Below are 19,034 nucleotides of genomic sequence, written 5' to 3' on the forward strand. Positions count from 1 at the left end.
TACTCCGATGCGAAATGAATCACTCTATTCCCACCAATGCTTCAGTTCTGTGAAGCCTACATCCCATAGCTTTATATTACCAGTGATCATAATGGTCATTTTTTTGGCTTCGTAATATAACGGAATTTCTAATGGCATTTCAATTGTTTCGGATTCTTCTTTCAAATTCACTTCATTTTTTTGGAATATTACATTTCCGTCCGTAATTATGGTCACTTCACCTTTGAATTCCTCTTGATCTGGAATTCCAATGTTTAGAAAGAATGTTAGCTCCTCTTTATCTTCAATAGTATAAGTATAGGTTTTGGTAGTATTTCCTTTATTACTATATAAATTGAATTGAGGTTCTATTTTATTACCAGCTACAGTGAAGGTCGGTACATCGTTCGTTAGTGGTTTAGCTCCTGTGATTTCTTCAATAGCATGCAAGGGTTGTACAGGACTTACTCGTTTATCTAAAACTTCAGAGACAATCATCACGCAAACTAACAGTATAATGGCAGACAAGGACGAAGCGATGAGTTTTTTAAAAGTCAAGTTTGAAGTGAATCCAACTTTGTAAACAACATATCCTATTGTTGCACCTATAGTATTTGAAATAACATCATTTACATCAAAAGTCCCGAGATGTACTAAAGATTGAATCGTTTCCAATCCAAGTATCACGATCATGAACCATCCTATAAATTTTTTATAATCAATTTGATTGACTAAAGGAAATAGGATACCAAAGGGAATAAATGCTGCTATATTTCCAAAATTGTATAGCCAAGAAAATGTAAATCTAGGGAAATTCAAAGGAACACCTGATGGGATGAGCAAAAATTCGTAGCCGTAGCTTTTGTAATCTTCGTAATGGTCTAGACGATTAAATCCAAAAAACATGAAGTATAAGATCAGACCTGTGTATAGAATAGTAATCATTATAATTAAATTTCGTTTTTTCATATTTTTTATCTCCTTTTCATACCGATACCTCTAGTCATTTACGAACTACTTTGTGTACTTTACTTTTTCGAAAATTTCCTCTAACAGGAATCATAGTGTGGAAACATATAAGAATCTTTCATAGAGTACTAGGGGTACTTATTAACCACTTACACGATATTCCTGACTTATTTTATTGTGATGATTTCCAAACAGTCACAATTTTTCGCGGTCTACACGTATAAGATTGCCTATATTTCACTTAGCATTCCTATAGAATCCTTTGGGTTTTATCATTATTGTAAGTGGAAATAATTAATAATTATTGAGGGTATTTATGAAGATTTCTTAAGAACTTAAACTTTCTTTATTTGCTGTGGAGTAATGACAATGGATTGCCTAGTAGGGAGAAGTATTGTGATGCAAAAATGTATGAGGATCAGCAAGCTAGTCATTTTTCATTAAATTTTCTTGCTAATAGCATATGTGGAATGATGAAAGAGCAACCGATTATCGGTAAAAATGATGTATGTATTTATGTTAGAGAAGTAACACAAAGGCATATCAAAGTCATAAAAATTGTTGGTGATTCATTACAAACATTCTGTTTTACACAACAACATGTTGGATGGAATGGTAAAGGAAAGGGTTGTCCAATAGTGCAGGATAGTTCAATAATAATAGTTTAGAGTTTTTTGTAAAACAGGAACATTTGTTTAATATTGGAATTAAACCCTTGATTTTACGTATATTTATAATTAGTATTTAAAAGAGGGAGGGATAATACTTGGCTAATAAACAACATCATATTCCATTTTTGAAAAGACCTTGGGTATCTTCTATTGGTGTATTTGTATTGTCACAAATAATTTTTATTACATTAGAAGCAACAGGGTGGATACCTAATTATCGAGATATTAGTGGAACATTATTTGGAAGAATTACAGACTCTTCAATTTTCAAAGAGTGGTTTACTTTTTATGAAACAAAAAATTTCAATTTACTTACTATCTTTTTTGGCATTGTATTTCTAGTGCCTGGAATAATAGGTGCGATAAAAAATGTTTTTTCACCAAGTCTACAAAAGAAAAGACTTTAAAGAGTGTTGTCGAAAACAAAAGTTTGTGGAATTTGAGCAACGCCAGATACATATGAGATTTGTAAGATTTGCTTCTGGGAAGAAGATGGAGTTCAATTTAATGATCAAGAGTATAGTGAGGGTGCAAATGAAGTATCCTTAAATCAAGCACAAAAAGTTTTTTTATTTTGGAGCTTGTGTTGAAGAGTACGTAACATTTGTAAGACAAAGAAGATATAAAAGATTAATGAGCATTCTATAATCACATAAATAGTAAAAGGTGCTGCTCTATAGTCAAAAAAGCTATAGCGACAGCACCTAGTTATTTATTAGTGGAAATATTTGTCGACACGCTGAAGTACTTCGTCAGCAGAAAGACCATCAGCGTCAATAACAGGTCCTGCCATGACAGGATCGCTAATTCCCATGATATCTCTATCTTGTCCAGTGATTACACAAGCATCACATTTTTTTGCATCCTCTTCAGTACGAAGCTGAATAACTTCATAACCTTTTGCTTTTAAAGCGTCTTCAACGTTTGTTAATGTTTGTTCCACACCAATTATTCTAGTCATTATTCTTCCACCTCCTATATGTAATGTGTCATATAGGATTGCTAATTATTCACTACATTCATTTTTTTGTTATACATAATAAAAATGGCGTCTAAATTGACTCTAAATTAATGAATAAAATTTAATGTTAGGAGGCATCTTTTAAATGGGAAGTCTAAAGATAAAAATATTTAGTCTTATAATTATTATTGCATTTGTATGGATTATTATGCTATTTAATGCTGGACCACCCAAGCCTGTTGTATTGTCAGAAGGTAAAGAAGTATCAATTGTACAAGGTACTTATTGTTGGAAAAATTTTATAAATAATAAATGTGTTGATAAAATTCCCCCACCGGAAATTATTGCTAATAAAAAAATTGTTCCGTTTTCTGTTTCACCTCAAAGTGAAATTAACATTAATTTTAAGAAAGCACCTATTGAGGGAATAGAAGTAGATAAATGGTTAAGCAGCGATGAAATTGAGGTAGTAAAAGTACAAGGTAATGTTTTCTCTGTACCGAAAGAAAAGGGGACTTATATTTATAGTGTTTTCGGAAGATGGGCTAAAGGAAGTTCTTCTTATATTTTTGCTATAGAAGTAAAATGAATACGATAAAAAGTGGCTTATTATTAAAAAAGGGGGACTCCCAACAATCATCTTTAAATGATTGTTGAGGCCCCCTGATGCCTTTACTTATTGTGGAAGGTAATCTTGGCCGTTAATTGTTAATTTAGAAGCAGAGATTAGAATATCTCTATTTGCTTCAAAATATGGCTCTAAAATATTGTAAAATTCTTCCCATTTTTCTTCCGTCTTTGCTGAATCTTCTTTTCTATCTAGCTTTAAGATTTCTTCATAAAGTTGTTTTAATTGTTTGCTATCCGCTTTATTAACTTTGAATTCAAAGTTAGACATGTATTCTTCAAACGTTGGAGGTATTATGAATTGACTAAGGGTATCATGGAATTCACTCCAGATTTCACCAAATAACTCATAATTATCTTCTCTTTGTGCTTTTCGTGCTTCTTCATAAATATTTTTAAGTTTTGCTAAAGTTTCAGCAGGGATATCTAATAAGTCTAAGCGTTCGATATATTCTTTAAATGTTGGAGTTGGATAAAGCTCATCAAGATATGGTTGGAGTATTTTATTAAATCCTTTCATTTTTTCCTTAGCCTTTTCCTCTTGACCATCTTTTTCAAGCTTTACCCATTCTTCATAAATAGCTTTAAGCTCTTTTTTATCATTTTCTGCAATAACTATATTGTTTTCACTAAATCCGTAGTCTTCTAGAAACTCTTCAAAAGGTTGGGGCTGCCAACTAGCTAAATAATATGGTTTCGTGATTTTATTCATTTCTTCATAAATTTTATTCATTTCTTCAAATTTCTTTTCAGCCTCGTCCATCTTTTTATTTGTTATCGCATTTGAAGCTTCTTTTTCTAGCTTCTTAACTTCACTAAACATTTTTTCTAATTTTGTTAACTCTTCATTTGGTACACTTTTAGGCAAGTACTTTTTATAAACTTCGAAAGTGTAGAAGTCTGCATAATTCTCGACTACTCCGCCTTCAACTGTGATTTCCTGTCCTTCTACTAAGTTCATTTGTTCTAGTTGCTCGTCAGTAAATTTAAAGAAACTGATATAGTAGTTTTTACCATCTCTACCTTTTAGCTCAACCCCGAATCCATTAAGGTTTGTAATCGTTCCCGTAATTTGTTGTTCGATTTGAACAGTAATATCATTTGATGGTTCCAATGAAGTAGCTCCTGCTTGAAGTGGCGTCAGAACGGCCATTCCTATTGTTAGTGCTGAAGCAATCATCCAAGATTTTTTAATCGGTTTTTTCATGATCATTTCTCCTTTATTTTTACTTTGGAAATCAGAGTTTCCAATATTTAGACGAATTTCCAAATAAAAAGGTTCGTCACTTTTCAAAAAAAGTTGGAAAGTTTCAAACATTTCTTATAAATAATGAATGTGTTGATAATTTTCACCATCAGCCTATGGATGGCATCGAAGGAGAAGGGGAGATAACTGCAGATGCGATTGAACAAATAAAAGTTGAAAGTAGTATTTTTTCCATACCAAAAGAAAAGGGGGGTATATTTATCATATGTATGGAAGGTGGGCTAAAGGAAGTTCTTCTTATACTTTTACTATAGAATTTAAACGATTACACTGTGGGATAGACTTTGAAAAAATCCCCAAAAATTATTGTGGAATCAACAAAAAGGGGAATCCCAACAGTCATTTTAATGTTTGTTGAGACACCCGATTCTTTTACTTATTGTGGTAGGTATTCTTGGCCGTTAATTGTTAGTTTAGAAGCAGAGATTAGGATTTCTCTATTTGCTTCAAAATATGGCTCTAAAATAGTGTAAAATGCTTCCCATTTCTCTTCAACTTTTGCTTGGTCTTCTTTTTTATCTAGCTTTAAGATTTCTTCATAAAGTTGTTTTAATTGCTTGCTATCCGCTTCACTAACTTTGAATTCATAGTCAGCCATGTATTCTTCAAATGTTTGAGGTTTTGTGAACTGACCAATGATCTCATAGAATTCCCCGTATAGTTTATTTAATAAGTCAGTATTGTCATCTTTTTCTGCTTTTCGGGCATCCTCATAAATAGTTTTTAGTTTTGCTAAAGTTTCAGCAGGGATATCTACTAAGTCGAAGTGTTCCATATATTCTTCAAATGTTGGATCTGGATAAAGTTCTTCAAAATATGGATTGAGGATTTTGTGGAATTTTTCCATTTTCTCATTAGCCTCTTCTTCTTGACCATCTTTTTCAAGCTTTACCCATTCTTCATAAATAGCTTTAAGCTGATTTTTATCATTTTCTGCAATAACTATATTATTTGCACTAATTTCATAATCCCCCAAATACTCTTCAAATGATTGAGGCTGCCAATTAGCTAAATAATATGACTTAGTAATTTTTTTCATTTCTACATAAATTTCACCCATTTCTTCAAATTTCTTTTCCGCCTCTTCTGTTGCTTTATTTTCCACCGCTTTTGAAGCTTCTTTTTCCAGCTTTTTCACTTCATTAAACATTTTCTCTAACTTTGTTAAATCCTCATTTGATACACCTTTAGGTAATTGCTTTTTATAAGCTTCGAATGTGAAGAAGTCTAAATAATCTTCTGCTACGCTGCCTTCAACTGTGATTTCCTGTCCTTCTACTAAGTTCATTTTTTCTAGTTGTTCTTCAGAAAATTTGTAGAAACTGATGTAGTAGTTTTTACCGTCTCTACCTCTTAGATCAATCCCGTCTCCGTAGATGGCTTTAATCGTTCCTGTAATTTGTTGTTCGATTTGAACAGTAACACCATTTGTTGGTTCTACTGAAGTAGCTCCTGCTTGTAGTGGCGTCAGAACAGCCATTCCTATTGTTAGTGCTGAAACAATCATCCAAGATTTTTTTATTGGTCTTTTCATAATCATATCTCCCTTTTTTTTACTCTGGAAAACAGGGTTTCCAATATTTAGACGAATTACCAAATAAAAAGGTTCGTCAATTATTGAAAAAATGAAAAGTTTTAAACATTCCATGATAGTGTTTGAATAGTTAACAAAAAGTTTGAGCAGTAACAATTGGACAAGGGAGATAAATGGAGATACGATTGAACCAATAAAAATTGAAGTTAGTATTTTTTACACCAAAAGAGAAGGGGGGTAAATTTATCATATTTATGGATAGTAGGTTTAAAGGAAGTTTTTTTATTTTGGAGCCAACAAAAAAGGGGAATCCCAACAATCATTTTAATGATTGTTGAGACACCCCGATTCATTTATTTATTGTGGTAGGTATTCTTGGCCGTTAATTATTAGTTTAGAAGCAGCGATTAGAACTTCTTTATTTGCTTTAAAATATGGCTCTAAAATAGTGTGGAAAGCTTCCCATTTCTCTTCAATTTTTGCGTGTTCTTCTTTTTTATCTAGCTTTAAGATTTCTTCATAAAGCTGTTTTAATTGCTTGCTATCCGCTTTACTAACTTTGAATTCAAAGTCAGCCATATATTCTTCAAATGTTTGAGGCTTTATAAACTGATCAATGATGTCATAGAATTCCCCGTATAGTTTATTTAATAAGTCAGTATTGTCATCTTTTTCTGCTTTTCGGGCATCCTCATAAAGATTTTTTAGTTTTGCTAAAGTTTCAGCAGGGATATCTACTAACTCGAAACCTTCCATATATTCTTCAAATGTCATAGGTGGATAAAGTTCATCAAAATATGGTTTGAGGATTCCATGAAATTTCTCCATTTTTTCGTTAGCCTTTTCCTCTTGACCATCTTTTTCAAGCTTTACCCATTCTTCATAAATAGCTTCAAGCTGTTTTTTATCATTTTCTGCAATAACTATATTATTTTCACTAAATTCATAATCCCCCAAATACTCTTCAAATGTTTGAGGCTGCCAATTAGCTAAAAAATACGGCCTAGTAATTTTTCTCATTTCTACATAAATATTACTCATTTCCTCATATTTCTTTTCTGCCACTTCCTTCTCTTTATTTTCCACCGCTTTTGCAGCTTCTTTTTCCAGCTTTCTCACTTCATTAAACATTTTCTCTAACTTTGTTAAATCATCTCTTGATACCTCATTAGGTAAGTACTTTTTATAAGCTTCGAATGTGAAGAAGTCTAAATAATCCTCTGCTACGCTGCCTTCAACTGTGATCTCCTGTCCTGCTACTAATTTCATTTGTTCTAGTTGTTCTTCAGAAAATTTATAGAAACTGATATAGTAATTTTTACCGTCTCTACCTTTTAAGTCAATCCCGTCTCCGTTGATGTTTTTAATCGTTCCTGTAATTTGTTGTTCGATTTGAACAGTAACACCATTTGTTGGTTCTACTGCAGTAGCTCCTGCTTGTAGTGGCGTCAGAACAGCCATGCCTATTGTTAGTGCTGAAGCAATCATCCAAGATTTTTTAATTGGTTTTTTCATGATCATATCTCCCTTATTTTTTACTTTGGAACTCGGTGTTTCCAATATTTAAACAAATTACCAAATAAAAAGGTTCATTATTTTTTAAAAAAGTTAAAAGTTTTAAACGTTCCAGTATTCCAATTTGATAGGTGGTGCGAACTTGGGAATCGCTGAAGTATTAACAATTGTCTTTGTAGTATTAAAACTATCGGAAGTTATCGCATGGTCTTGGTGGTTCGTGCTTTTGCCAGCGATCATATCTTTTAGCATTTACGCATTCATTTTGATGATGAAGTTAGTAATGGTTATAACAGCTGTAGTGGCATGAAAAAACGTAGTTGAGGATTTAAATAAAGGGGATGAATACTAATGGTTAAAGCTGTGATTTTTGATTTAGATGGAACATTTTTAGATCGTGATAGTTCTGTTCGCACATTTATAGATCAGCAATACGAGCGATTAAAGCCACATCTATCACATATTTTAAAAGAGAATTACGTTCATCGCTTTATTGAACTCGATAATCATGGCTATGTATGGAAAGATAAAGTCTATCAGCAATTAATTGAAGAGTTTTCTATTGATTTGTCTCCAGAAGCAATGTTAGAGGATTACTTACAGGAGTTTAAGAATCATTGTGTTCCATTTGAAAATTTGCATAGCATGTTGCAAAATTTGAAAAAACAAGGCTTAAAACTGGGTATGATAACGAATGGTTATGGACAATTTCAACTAGATAATATACGAGCGCTAGGAATTGAAAATGATTTTGACGTGATTCTTATTTCTGAATGGGAGGGCATTAAAAAGCCAAATGCAGAAATATTTAATCGAGCATTATCTGAACTAGGGGTATCCGCTAAAGAAAGTCTGTACGTTGGAGATCATCCTTTTAATGATGTACAGGCTTCAAAAAAGGTAGGGATGATGGCTATTTGGAAACGAAATGATGCATGGCGAAATGTTGAAGCGGATTACACCATTGATAATTTAATAGAAATTCAAGATATTTTAAAGGTAATAGGGAAGGCCAATGATTTATAAGGGTTAAATACTGGCCTTTTTTATAATTCACTTATTTACTTCAAGAACTACTGCCATGATTAATGGCGGTGATAATTACCTTCTATGATTCCGTATCTATAGAAAGAAAAGCTGACCGTACGACAAAATGGTCAGCTTTTCTCACTATTTTAATTTGTTTTAGTTGGTTTTACTTCTATTTGATCAACAATGAATTCGTTCTTAGCACTATCAAATTTGTATGTGATAAAGAAATCAGCTACAAATGTTTGAGACACTCTCCCATCAAGTTTTGGAGATACACTAGCAGCAAGATGTAATTTTATTTTTTGGTCTTCTAAATAGTAAATAGTGATGGCACCAAAACCAAGTTCATTCTTCTCTAACTCTAGTTTTGGTTCTGGGTTGGAATCATCATCAAATTTATATTCTTTTCCCTGAGCTTTAACTGTAATCCCTAATGTACCATCATCATTTTTAATAACTTTTGACTCAATATGGTTAGCAACAATTTCCTCATAATCGGGCACTTTTATTTCAGTAAAGTCCTTTTTTACAACATGAATATCATAATTATCTAGCCCTGTTCCTTTACCTCTTTGAATAATAATGACGGCTTCTTCTTCTCCGTCACCCGTAACATCCGTATAAAACACTTGTGGAGGATTCAGTACACTATTATTATCGAAAAACCAATTAAACTCTTTTTCTTCACCATTAAATTCTAGTTTTACGCCATTCGCTACTTCATAAAGATTTACTTCTTTATTCGCAGAAGTTCCAATTAATTTTGCATTCTGCTTTGTTGTTACCTGTTCACTGGTCGTCTCACCCGAACCTTGTTCTTGTGTATTATCCTCCTTATTATCTGGACTACATCCTGAAAACATAACAGCACTCAACAATAACAACGTACTCATTTCTTTTTTCAATCTTTATCGGCCCCTTTCTTTTGACATTAACAAAACATTCCTCAAAGATATTATATAGAGATTATTTCCAATTTACAAAGAACGTAAACGGGTGATCATTGAGACAGATATTGATGTGTCGCTGATGGAAAACCACATAGACGGTGGTCAAGCAAATTATGTCACATTATTATTAAGTCTGGAGAAATAACAAGAAAGTTATGAGAGTAGTATAAAATTATCAACAACATGAAAAACAGCTGAATGCATATGTTCAGCTGTTTTTTGAGAATGTAAGATAGTAATGAATTTTTATTATAACCCATACAATATCCTATAATTAATGGTTTAAGAAGTCTTTATTTCATTTATTTGTTTGATATGTTTTAACTGCAGGAGGAACATAGGCTGCACACTTATCTATTAGTGCCGCAACGTCTTCATCTACAAGTAGTGCATTTCGGGATTGGGCTTGTAAAAATTGTTCATTTTGCATATGGTCAAATAATCCAATGAGTAAGTCATAATAATGATTGATATTTAAAATACCACAAGGCTTTTGCAGAAGGCCGATTTGATTCCAAGTGAATACTTCGAATAATTCTTCTAACGTACCAGGTCCTCCAGGTAAAGCAATAAAGCCGTCAGCTAGTTCCATCATTTTGCTTTTGCGTTCATGCATTGAATTGACGACAATGAGCTCTGTTAAATGTTTATGAGAAATTTCACGTTCCTCTAATAACGTCGGAATAACCCCAATCACCTTGCCACCTTCACGAAGAACCGTGTCTGCTACTGTTCCCATCACACCGACACTCGCTCCGCCATAAATTAAGGTAATATTACGTTTTGCTAATTCTTTTCCTAGAAGAATAGCTCCTTCTTGATATGCCTCAGAAGCACCGATGCTTGATCCGCAAAATACTGCAATACTATTCATAATGGTTCCTCCATATCTGATACGTTATTTTCCGCAATAACGGTTAGTGAACATTATTAATAAGTGGGGGATGAAAAAACCTCACCGATTCACGTTTCACTTTTATAGTATAATTTAATTTTAAGAGGAAAGAAATGGAGGAAATAGAAATGGAATTAAATGAGTTTCAAAAATTCGTGAAAGATTACTATGATACACGTGGTTGGTCTGATTTAAGTATTTTTACGCGTATTGGCTTTCTAGCTGAAGAAACTGGGGAAGTAGCAAGAGCTATACGAGCGTTGGAAATTGGTAGGGATCGACCAGATGAAAAGATTCAATCCTATGACGAAAATAAGCAAGAATTAGTAGAGGAGCTTGGAGATGTTTTAGGGAATATTATAGTTATTGCAAATAAATATGATATTTCACTTGAAGAAATTTTTTCAACTCATCAGGAAAAGCTAATGGAGCGTTATAAAGCATAGTGATACATATGGAAAGGGGATTCATATGGATTATCAAGTAGAGATATTATTAGAAAATCACGATGACTTTACTACGTTTCTAAATACAAAGATTAGAGAGTACAACGATGAACATTCACCGTATCATAAAGAAAGTAGAAAAAAGGGTTCTGTTCGTCCGTTAAACTTAATCGTAACTGACCTTCAACAGCAATGGATTGGCGGCATCACTGCTGAGGTATATTGGGGTTGGGTAGAAATCAATAAGTTTTGGTTTAGTCAAGACTACCGTGGAAAAGGTATTGGAGGACAGCTACTAGAGAAAGCTGAAGAAACAGCCAAGCAAATGGGAGTAACGAAGGCTTTGTTAACTACCTATGATTTTCAAGCGCGTACGTTTTATGAAACAAGGGGCTATCAGGTTGTAGGAGAAATTAAAGAATATCCTCCTGGAAGTAGCTATTACACAATGGTAAAACATCTAGTTTAAATATAGAAAGGCTGTCACAATTTCCCTTTGTGATAGCCTTTTGTCATATACTAATTGATATCTCCTAAATAGATGGGAGTCTCTTGACCGTTACAATATTGTTGGAGATACTTTATTAATTCTTTTGGGTATAGTCGATAGGTAGATAAGTCTTCAATCGTCAGCCATTCTAATCCAATTTGATAACTATCAGGATTTGTTGGCTGAAATTTCGTTTGTATTCCTTGTGCTAACTGACAAACAAAATAAAACTCCACTTGATGAACATTAAAGTCAAAAGATGCATGCTCATGGTTTTTTCCAACATATTCACGAATAAAAAGTAGCTCTCCAACATCGACTGAACAGCCAATCTCCTCAATGCATTCCCTTACTAAAGTAGCGTGAAAAATCTCTCCATGTTCCTGCCCACCACCAGGACAAAGATAAAAGTTGCCTTCTGCATCTTGGTTTTTTGTTAGTAAAATTTTGTCATCCTCTATTATTAATGCTTTAACAGAATTTCTTATATGCATGTAATCTCTCCTAAATTAAATTATTGTTCTAAATGGCTGAAAGATGACTAAAAAAACGCCCAATTGTCAAACTTATAAAAAAGGGGAGATTTAGTGTGTATTCAATATCAAACTTTAAATTACTTGTTGATCATCAAGCGGAAATTGATACCATTCATCAAAATTGTGATAATTTAATACAGACGTCTGTAACGCCCAAAATGGATGCAGAAGTCAATACATTGTTAGATGCCATTAATAAAAAATTAACTGAACAAGGCTTTACTATTACAGTGACATCTACGGGACTAATCGCAAAATATAATGAAGCAGTTATTAATGTTGACAAACATTCAAAAGATTTAGAGGAGTGCTTTTTCATTAATTTAAATAGTTATACCGAGGATCAAGTTTCCATTGTTTTAGACGTTTCCGATACAATGATGCCAAAGATCTCTAATAACCTTGATGGCTATTCTGAGATTATCGAGCAAATGACCGATACATTAAAGTACGCAAAAAGTCTCGAAAAAGCTTGTACGTCACCAAAGTTTATTTATAAAACGCAAAGCAATATTATTTTTCATTCAGCTGAAGAAGTAGTCAATTATTATTTTCAGTAAATAAGAAGCCACCCTAATAGATATATAGGGTGGCCAGTAAGGAAGAGCTATTGATTTAGATATTCCCGCTACAATAGTTTAATCAATAAATTTTCTTCCGAATATGAACAGTATCATTGTTAGGATGAAGAAATATAGTGGCATAATTATTAATGAACCATTATGGAGGAAACTCATACCAGACGTTATGAAGCTTACGAGTAAGTAATAGCCTAAGCTGAAAATCGCGCCAGCTGTCCCGATAACGTCCTGAAAGTTGACAAGCGCAAGGCTTAAGCAATTAGGTAGAGCAATTCCTGATCCTAATAACGTAATAAAAATGGTTACTAAAATGCCTATTAGTAAAACGATAGTAGGCAATGGTAATGTACTAACGATTAGTAGTAATAAAGCACCGACAGTCATGACCAAACAACCGAGATGAATAACTTTTTCGGGCTGATATTTGTTGACTAGTCGTTTAGAAATCATGGCACCGATAATAGAGGCAAGCGCCACAATTATACCAAGAAATCCATAAAGACCAGGGGATAAATGGAAGTGGTCAATAAAGATAAAAGGAGCTTCAGCATAATAACTGAATAACACACCATTTATCCCACCAATCAGCAATCCAAAGACAAGAACCCGTGGAGATGAAATCATTCGTTTTACAACTGGGAAAATAGCCATTCTTTTTCTCGTTGATTTATCTGTTGTTTCAGGAAGTCTGAAATAAGTATAGATAAACAACAAAATACTCATCGCAACGAGCACAAAGAAAACAGCTCTAAAACCAAGTGCTTGATCGACCCAGCCACCAATCAGTGGCCCTACTGCAGGAGTAAACGCAATCACTGCAGAAATTTGCGCAAACATCGCATGTCTTTTACTACCAGATACACTTTCCCGCAAAATGGTTTGCGTTATAATGGAGCCTGTCGCTGCCCCAAAAGCCTGTATAAATCTACTAACTAATAGAAAAGTGATAGTTTCCGCGTAAAAACACATGAAACTTCCAATACCATAAAAAATTAAACCGCCTAGCATGGCCGGTCTTCGTCCAATAAAATCAGAAAGCCATCCCCAACAAAAGACACCGATAGCAAACCCTATAAAATAAATACTCAAGGTTAACTGTACAGAGCGATTTGAAGCATTTAATGCAACTGAAATATCAGGTAGAGATGGTGTATAGATTGTCTCGCTAATCTGTGGAAAAGCTACAAGAACAATCATTAATAATAAAGATGGTGCTACATGTTTTTTCAACTTATTGCCCTCCTACAAGCAAAATCTACTTCTTTAGAAAAGAGTAGACGTAGCTAGGGAAACGGCGGGACCATTATAAGTATTCGTTCATAAGATGTCATTTTCAATCACCTAAATATGCTTAAAGTAGGAGTGCATAGTCTAGTCTCTATTATAGAGATATTTGAAATTTTTTAAAGGGAAATATAGAAATATTTTCTATCATTTGCATACGTTAGGTCTTCATCAGAACGTGGGGGTGATTTCCGTTCCGGCTGGGGGTGTCCGATGAGCCGCTTCGCTGCGCTGCAGGGTCTCGGGCCAACAGATGTTTTTTGCGCGAAAGCGTAGTGCTAACGTAGCGGCAGCAGCACGATGTGGTCACGAAGGCGTTATCACAGGACGTGATGCTTTTAGCCTTCGTTCCTCTACCGCTGATCCCCGAGGAGTCGCCCAGCCTCCACTGCAATCAACTTATTCACATTGCTACGTTTTAAAAATTGCACTTGTGCACAATAGAGTATATATATAAAATAGAAACAAATGTTCTTGTGTGGAGAGAGGGAAAGAATGACTACATTAAATCAATTACAGTTAGTAGTATTCGAAGAAAATGATATTCCAGGATTAATTGCCCTTTCTGACTCTGTCGGGTGGGATTACGATGAATTCGAAATTAGAACGCTGATGATGTCAGGCAAAATATTTGGGCATAAAAATGCTGAGGGGAAAACTGTTTCAAGTGCGGCCATTATCACATATGATTCAAATGTAGCTTCTATAGGCATGGTTATTGTGCATGAAAAATACAGAGGGCTTGGTCTCGGGAAATTAACTACTCAAAAATGTATTGAAAGTGTTTCAGAATATAAGGCAATTATGCTCGTCGCAACGAAAGAGGGGGAACCGTTATATAAGAAAATGGGCTTTACCACTGTTGATTATGTGCATAAATATCTGACTGACCAATATATCGGAGCACATAACTCAGCTTCTAATGAATATACAATTGAAGATTATAATGAGAGCGATTTTACTGAAATTATCCGATTAGATGCTGCTGCCTTCGGAGATAAAAGAAGTAATTTTCTACGGCATAGAATAAAGCAATCTAAGCACTGTATCGTTATGAGAGATCCCCAAGCAAATATTATAGGCTTTGGATTGTCCATTTTAGGGCCGATCAATCTAATTTTAGGTCCAATTGTAGCGCCTGATTCAAAAACAGCTAGTCTCATCATTAATATTTTGGCGAAAGAACATAATGGAAAATTAAGAATTGATGTACCATCTGGTCATACTGAATGTATAAAATGGTTAGAGCGATGTGGTTTTACAGAAGCAAATACACCGCCCGTTATGATTCTTCATGGTGAAAAAATGCCGACTAGAAACAATACGCTATTTGCTATAGCTGCACAAGTTTTTGGATAAAATCACTCAAACAATGTGAGCACACTTTCTAATTGGTGTGCTTTTTTGTTTTTAAAGGATTTTAATGGGAGTGCGGAGAATAGATGTTATGAAAGGGGGAGAAGGATGTGTTTCCAAATTTAGAGACAGAAAGACTTATTTTAAGAGAGCTTACGCAGGATGATGCGGAATCCATTTTTAATTGTTTTTCAAACGAAGAAGTCACACGCTATTACGGACAAGAACCATTTATAGAGATACAACAAGCAAAAGATTTAGTAGAATTATTTTCAAAGAACTTTGCTGCAAAAAGAGGCATAAGATGGGGCATTGAAAGGAAGGGGATAAAGGGTATAATCGGGACAATTGGTTTTCACGCTTGGTCGCCTATACATAGACGAGCAGAAATCGGTTATGAAATTCATCCTGATTATTGGAGAAAAGGATATACGCAAGAAGCAGTTACCGAAATTGTGTCGTATGGCTTTCAGCATATGGGGTTAACTCGTATAGGTGCTGTTGTATTTATAGAAAATGAAGCTTCGAATAAGCTACTAACCAAAATAGGCTTTCAACAGGAAGGCATTCTTAGAGATTATATGTATCAAAATGGGCTGGCACACGATACATTTATCTATTCCATTTTAAGATAAAGAAAACCCTGCTGATTAAAGTTTCACTTTATTAATAACAAATCTTTTATCCTATGAAAATATATTTTTAATATAGGTATACCTTTTATTGGATAATAAATGATAGCTAACACATGGTTTTGTGCTTACTTTTTTCGGTTATAGTGCTAGTAAAGACAGCGTTTTATTAGTAGTGAAAAAGTAACGTAAGGAGCTTTGGTAGAATGGAGATACAATATAGCACAGCTTATTTTGAAAAGTTGGATTTACTTGAAATTTTATATGCGGGGCAGGCAGCGTTAAAAGAAGCACTACCCACGCACAATGTCAGTAAAAATCATTTGGAACGCTTTGAACAAATAGAAGCAGCCATTACTAAGTTAAATAAGGAAATTCGAATACTCGAGCTAAACATAATCCAGTCCGTAAAATAAACAAAATAAAAAAACTCATGCAAAAAAGTGATGAATTGCATGAGTTTTTTGTTTGGCTTCATATAAAATGATTTAAACTTCTTCCTCTCTCATAACAGTAGTTATTCCTGCAGATGTATCGTCCTCTTTATAGGAACTACGTTTTACTAAAGATAGAAGTAAACCTAAAATACTGATAACAGCAATCCAGCATAATGTAACTGCTGCTGTGCCCCAAAGCTCTCCGTTAAAGAATAGAATCTCTTTTAAACCTTCAAACATAAAGCGGAACGGTAACCATGGATAGATCCAATCAGCGTAAAAACTAGGCATCATTTCTGGTGCGATTTGTAGAAGCGGTAAACCAAAGAACATTAAAAGAATGAAAATTGGTAAACTTGCAAATTGAATCCATGTAGTGATCGCTAGTATTAATAAAATAAATGTTGCGCAAGTCAGTGATAAAAATAGAGCAACATGGTTAAAATCTGCAAACTCATAATCCAATATCCAAGTGGAGTACCAAGTTAATAAATATCCTCCAAATAAACCAATGATAATGGCCATCAAAGCCTGCAATCCTCGGAATTTCAATTGCTCCAATGCAGAATTAAACTTACGATTTCTTCCAGTGAACCACAACAGAATAGCACTGACTAAACTACTGATCCAAATAGGTTGGAAGAATGATAGTGGTGCATTGCCTAATTTACCCGTTTCATGTACAGTGACTATTTCGTTTTGGATAGGCGTTGAATAAGTACGTGCTTGATTAGCATTTAACGGCATATTATTTTTTTCAGAAACAGCTAATAATTGGGCACTGACATTGTCATTCATTTTTTCGACCATTGTAGATAAAGCTTGTGTAACCATAGTTGCAACGTTAGCATTTTTTCCTTGGTTTATATAAATTTTAAGCATGGCTGATGTAGGTGTGGGTGTTTGGAATGAAGCATACTTTTCAGAAAAGTCTTTAGGGATATAAATAGCTCCATACAATTCTTGATTCGTTAATTTTTCTTTCATCTCTTGTTCATTTTTTAATACTACCCATTTAAAGGGTGCTTCCTTTGTTGCTTGTGAATTTTTTTGAATCGTCTCGACAAACGTTTGCCCCATGTTACCCTCATCCTCAAGAACAAGACCGATTGGAAGATTTTTAGGGGATGAATGGGCTCCAGGAATTTGTGTTGCTACAAAAATGAAGGACAATAACAGTACAGCAACGAACGCGATACCGAAAAACTTATTTTCTTTCATTGAAATTCTCCTTTCAGATAATGTACATCGTGTTGATTATTTCTTAACTTGATTATATACTGTTAAAAAATCAATTCCTATAATCAAAAACAGCCAAAGTGTTCAATACTCAACATATAAAAAAATGTGTTCATAAAAAGGGGGGAATGACTCCATGTCTAAAACCGATCGACGAATTATACGAACGAAAAATGAAATTAAACAAGCATTTTTCTTTTTACTTTCTGAAAAGAACTTTGAAGCCATCACGGTTCGAGATATTACGGAGCGGGCCAATATTAATCGTGGGACTTTTTATCTGCACTACGTGGATAAATACAATTTATTAGAACAGTACGAGAACGAAATTTTTGAAAAATTCAACGTCATTTTAGATGAAACTACAAAATTAGAGTTGGACGTCAATCAGTTTTTAGATGAACGATTACCTGTAATGATTCGAATCTTACATGTGTTTTATGAAGAAGCTGATTTCTTAAAATTAATTTTAGGTCCAAATGGTGACCCTTTTTTTCATGAAAAAATGAGACAGTTTTTTGTGAGATATTTCAATACTTTTCTAGTTAATCGTATTGATAAAAGCAAATGGAGGTTTCCAATTGAATTAATATTAGCGTATAACTCAAATGCAATTTTAGGAGTTATTACGTACTGGCTACAACACGATACGCAACAATCACCAGATGAAATCGCTACTATGTTGATGGAAACAATGCTAAAAGGAACTTTTGAAGCTAGTGGATTACGTTCAATTATTGAAAAAGATAATGAGTAGGGGTAGGTATATAAATTCCTTTGATATGAAGAGGCACAGTAAAGAAGTACTGAAGAAATCTAAGCAACATTTAAAAACCAGTGATATTTTCCGTTAAATTACAGAAGTGGTTGTATGATAAGTTAAATGGATAATCGTGTTATAATCGTACTTAAAGAACTATTAATAAATGGATCATGGGGATGGGGGATCTTAAAATGAAAACAAAAAGAGTTGGCATTTTAATTTATGATTATGTAGATGTTTTAGATTTTACTGGCCCAGCAGAAGTACTAGCACTGACAACCAAGAATAAAGTCGAGGAAGCTCTTACTCTTTATAAAAAAGAATTATTACCTACGAAACCATTTGATGTATTTACTATTTCAGAAACTGGGAAGCAAATTAAAACGCATTCAGGGATAAAAGTAGAACCTGACTTTAGTTTTGACAATAGTCCTGAATTAGATATTCTAATCATTCCAGGGGGACCTTTAAGAGCTGTACAATCAATGATTAAAAACAAAAAAATTCAAGAGTGGATTATCAAACATAAAAATAGTGAATACATATGCTCGGTTTGTACGGGTGCGTATATTTTAGGACAAACTGGATTATTAAACGGAAAAAAAGCAACTACCCATCATTTAGCATTGAAAAATTTACAAGAAAAATATCCTGAGATTCAAGTAGTATTAGGAAGCAAAGTTATACATGATGGTAAACTCATAACTTCAGGCGGGGTTTCATCGGGTATTGATATGGCGTTATATCTTGTTGAGCAAATTATGGGGAAATCTGTAGCGAAGAGGACAGCTAAAACAATCGAATTTGTACGATAATAATTTCAATCACTGCTGATTTTTGATAACAATAACTTATGGAAATTGATAATTA

At 33.8% G+C, this 19,034-nt stretch carries 24 protein-coding genes and 1 pseudogene; 15 read left to right on the forward strand and 10 right to left on the reverse strand.

The window, feature by feature from the left end; all coding sequences use genetic code 11:
* Nucleotides 1–24: 24 nt before the first annotated feature.
* Complete coding sequence (locus ACFCYJ_RS18400) at nucleotides 25–948, reverse strand: VanZ family protein (RefSeq protein ID WP_376075670.1); 924 nt, start codon at nucleotides 946–948, stop codon at nucleotides 25–27.
* Between the two features lie 470 nt (nucleotides 949–1,418).
* Here ACFCYJ_RS18400 and ACFCYJ_RS18405 point away from each other — a divergent pair, with 470 nt between their 5' ends.
* From ACFCYJ_RS18405 to ACFCYJ_RS18415, 3 genes and pseudogenes are all read left to right on the forward strand, one after another.
* Complete coding sequence (locus ACFCYJ_RS18405; protein WP_376075672.1) at nucleotides 1,419–1,616, forward strand: hypothetical protein; 198 nt, start codon at nucleotides 1,419–1,421, stop codon at nucleotides 1,614–1,616.
* Between the two features lie 98 nt (nucleotides 1,617–1,714).
* On the forward strand, nucleotides 1,715–2,026 hold the full coding sequence (locus tag ACFCYJ_RS18410) for a YfzA family protein (protein WP_376075674.1): 312 nt from the start codon (nucleotides 1,715–1,717) through the stop codon (nucleotides 2,024–2,026).
* 42 nt (nucleotides 2,027–2,068) lie between these two features.
* Nucleotides 2,069–2,267, forward strand: a pseudogene (locus ACFCYJ_RS18415) (CPCC family cysteine-rich protein); the annotation flags it as partial.
* 67 nt (nucleotides 2,268–2,334) lie between these two features.
* Here the strand turns inward: ACFCYJ_RS18415 and ACFCYJ_RS18420 are convergent.
* Nucleotides 2,335–2,580 carry a YkuS family protein gene (locus tag ACFCYJ_RS18420; RefSeq protein WP_376075675.1) on the reverse strand — a complete coding sequence of 82 codons (246 nt, stop codon included), beginning with the start codon at nucleotides 2,578–2,580 and terminating at the stop codon, nucleotides 2,335–2,337.
* A 145-nt stretch (nucleotides 2,581–2,725) separates the two neighbouring features.
* Here ACFCYJ_RS18420 and ACFCYJ_RS18425 point away from each other — a divergent pair, with 145 nt between their 5' ends.
* A complete protein-coding gene (locus ACFCYJ_RS18425; protein WP_376075677.1) occupies nucleotides 2,726–3,169 on the forward strand; it encodes a hypothetical protein in 444 nt (147 codons plus the stop codon).
* An 87-nt stretch (nucleotides 3,170–3,256) separates the two neighbouring features.
* Here ACFCYJ_RS18425 and ACFCYJ_RS18430 read toward each other — a convergent pair whose 3' ends face one another.
* From ACFCYJ_RS18430 to ACFCYJ_RS18440, 3 genes are all read right to left on the reverse strand, one after another.
* Nucleotides 3,257–4,414: a hypothetical protein gene (locus ACFCYJ_RS18430; RefSeq protein ID WP_376075679.1), complete on the reverse strand. Its 1,158-nt coding sequence runs from the start codon at nucleotides 4,412–4,414 to the stop codon at nucleotides 3,257–3,259.
* Nucleotides 4,415–4,850: 436 nt separating this feature from the next.
* The gene (locus ACFCYJ_RS18435; protein ID WP_376075680.1) at nucleotides 4,851–6,008 is read right to left on the reverse strand and encodes a hypothetical protein; all 1,158 of its coding nucleotides are present in this window, start codon (nucleotides 6,006–6,008) and stop codon (nucleotides 4,851–4,853) included.
* A gap of 357 nt (nucleotides 6,009–6,365) precedes the next feature.
* The gene (locus ACFCYJ_RS18440) at nucleotides 6,366–7,523 is read right to left on the reverse strand and encodes a hypothetical protein (RefSeq protein WP_376075681.1); all 1,158 of its coding nucleotides are present in this window, start codon (nucleotides 7,521–7,523) and stop codon (nucleotides 6,366–6,368) included.
* A gap of 142 nt (nucleotides 7,524–7,665) precedes the next feature.
* Between ACFCYJ_RS18440 and ACFCYJ_RS18445 the strand changes: the two genes are divergently transcribed.
* Together ACFCYJ_RS18445 and ACFCYJ_RS18450 are read left to right on the forward strand one after the other, a co-directional pair.
* Nucleotides 7,666–7,833 carry a transmembrane Fragile-X-F protein gene (locus tag ACFCYJ_RS18445; RefSeq protein WP_376075682.1) on the forward strand — a complete coding sequence of 56 codons (168 nt, stop codon included), beginning with the start codon at nucleotides 7,666–7,668 and terminating at the stop codon, nucleotides 7,831–7,833.
* Nucleotides 7,834–7,874: 41 nt separating this feature from the next.
* Complete coding sequence (locus ACFCYJ_RS18450) at nucleotides 7,875–8,549, forward strand: HAD family hydrolase (protein ID WP_376075684.1); 675 nt, start codon at nucleotides 7,875–7,877, stop codon at nucleotides 8,547–8,549.
* Nucleotides 8,550–8,698: 149 nt separating this feature from the next.
* Here ACFCYJ_RS18450 and ACFCYJ_RS18455 read toward each other — a convergent pair whose 3' ends face one another.
* Together ACFCYJ_RS18455 and ACFCYJ_RS18460 are read right to left on the reverse strand one after the other, a co-directional pair.
* A complete protein-coding gene (locus ACFCYJ_RS18455) occupies nucleotides 8,699–9,460 on the reverse strand; it encodes a hypothetical protein (RefSeq protein ID WP_376075686.1) in 762 nt (253 codons plus the stop codon).
* A 343-nt stretch (nucleotides 9,461–9,803) separates the two neighbouring features.
* Nucleotides 9,804–10,379 carry an LOG family protein gene (locus ACFCYJ_RS18460; RefSeq protein WP_376075688.1) on the reverse strand — a complete coding sequence of 192 codons (576 nt, stop codon included), beginning with the start codon at nucleotides 10,377–10,379 and terminating at the stop codon, nucleotides 9,804–9,806.
* Nucleotides 10,380–10,528: 149 nt separating this feature from the next.
* On the opposite strand from ACFCYJ_RS18460, the gene ACFCYJ_RS18465 reads away from it, so the two are divergent.
* Nucleotides 10,529–10,846 (forward strand): MazG nucleotide pyrophosphohydrolase domain-containing protein, encoded by a 318-nt coding sequence (locus ACFCYJ_RS18465; protein WP_376075755.1) that lies wholly within the window; start codon nucleotides 10,529–10,531, stop codon nucleotides 10,844–10,846.
* Nucleotides 10,847–10,871: 25 nt separating this feature from the next.
* The gene (locus ACFCYJ_RS18470; protein WP_376075690.1) at nucleotides 10,872–11,315 is read left to right on the forward strand and encodes a GNAT family N-acetyltransferase; all 444 of its coding nucleotides are present in this window, start codon (nucleotides 10,872–10,874) and stop codon (nucleotides 11,313–11,315) included.
* Nucleotides 11,316–11,365: 50 nt separating this feature from the next.
* Here ACFCYJ_RS18470 and ACFCYJ_RS18475 read toward each other — a convergent pair whose 3' ends face one another.
* Nucleotides 11,366–11,830, reverse strand: coding sequence for an NUDIX domain-containing protein (locus tag ACFCYJ_RS18475; RefSeq protein WP_376075691.1), 465 nt, complete (start codon nucleotides 11,828–11,830; stop codon nucleotides 11,366–11,368).
* 95 nt (nucleotides 11,831–11,925) lie between these two features.
* On the opposite strand from ACFCYJ_RS18475, the gene ACFCYJ_RS18480 reads away from it, so the two are divergent.
* Nucleotides 11,926–12,432: a hypothetical protein gene (locus tag ACFCYJ_RS18480; RefSeq protein ID WP_376075693.1), complete on the forward strand. Its 507-nt coding sequence runs from the start codon at nucleotides 11,926–11,928 to the stop codon at nucleotides 12,430–12,432.
* 78 nt (nucleotides 12,433–12,510) lie between these two features.
* Here ACFCYJ_RS18480 and ACFCYJ_RS18485 read toward each other — a convergent pair whose 3' ends face one another.
* Complete coding sequence (locus ACFCYJ_RS18485; RefSeq protein ID WP_376075695.1) at nucleotides 12,511–13,683, reverse strand: multidrug effflux MFS transporter; 1,173 nt, start codon at nucleotides 13,681–13,683, stop codon at nucleotides 12,511–12,513.
* A 307-nt stretch (nucleotides 13,684–13,990) separates the two neighbouring features.
* Here ACFCYJ_RS18485 and ACFCYJ_RS18490 point away from each other — a divergent pair, with 307 nt between their 5' ends.
* The 4 genes from ACFCYJ_RS18490 to ACFCYJ_RS18505 all read left to right on the forward strand — a co-directional run bounded on the left by ACFCYJ_RS18490 (nucleotide 13,991) and on the right by ACFCYJ_RS18505 (nucleotide 16,141).
* Complete coding sequence (locus ACFCYJ_RS18490; protein ID WP_376075697.1) at nucleotides 13,991–14,194, forward strand: hypothetical protein; 204 nt, start codon at nucleotides 13,991–13,993, stop codon at nucleotides 14,192–14,194.
* A gap of 38 nt (nucleotides 14,195–14,232) precedes the next feature.
* Complete coding sequence (locus tag ACFCYJ_RS18495; RefSeq protein ID WP_376075699.1) at nucleotides 14,233–15,096, forward strand: GNAT family N-acetyltransferase; 864 nt, start codon at nucleotides 14,233–14,235, stop codon at nucleotides 15,094–15,096.
* 107 nt (nucleotides 15,097–15,203) lie between these two features.
* Entirely contained in the window at nucleotides 15,204–15,728 is a 525-nt protein-coding gene (locus ACFCYJ_RS18500; protein ID WP_376075700.1) for a GNAT family N-acetyltransferase, read from the forward strand.
* Between the two features lie 203 nt (nucleotides 15,729–15,931).
* Nucleotides 15,932–16,141: a hypothetical protein gene (locus ACFCYJ_RS18505; protein ID WP_376075702.1), complete on the forward strand. Its 210-nt coding sequence runs from the start codon at nucleotides 15,932–15,934 to the stop codon at nucleotides 16,139–16,141.
* Between the two features lie 72 nt (nucleotides 16,142–16,213).
* Here ACFCYJ_RS18505 and ACFCYJ_RS18510 read toward each other — a convergent pair whose 3' ends face one another.
* A complete protein-coding gene (locus ACFCYJ_RS18510; protein WP_376075703.1) occupies nucleotides 16,214–17,383 on the reverse strand; it encodes a YhgE/Pip domain-containing protein in 1,170 nt (389 codons plus the stop codon).
* Nucleotides 17,384–17,537: 154 nt separating this feature from the next.
* On the opposite strand from ACFCYJ_RS18510, the gene ACFCYJ_RS18515 reads away from it, so the two are divergent.
* A complete protein-coding gene (locus tag ACFCYJ_RS18515) occupies nucleotides 17,538–18,158 on the forward strand; it encodes a TetR/AcrR family transcriptional regulator (protein WP_376075705.1) in 621 nt (206 codons plus the stop codon).
* Between the two features lie 197 nt (nucleotides 18,159–18,355).
* Nucleotides 18,356–18,979, forward strand: coding sequence for a DJ-1/PfpI family protein (locus ACFCYJ_RS18520; RefSeq protein ID WP_376075707.1), 624 nt, complete (start codon nucleotides 18,356–18,358; stop codon nucleotides 18,977–18,979).
* The last annotated feature ends 55 nt before the right edge of the window (nucleotides 18,980–19,034 follow it).

The sequence above is a fragment of the Lysinibacillus sp. NPDC056232 genome (assembly GCF_042267565.1).
GTDB lineage: Bacteria > Bacillota > Bacilli > Bacillales_A > Planococcaceae > Lysinibacillus.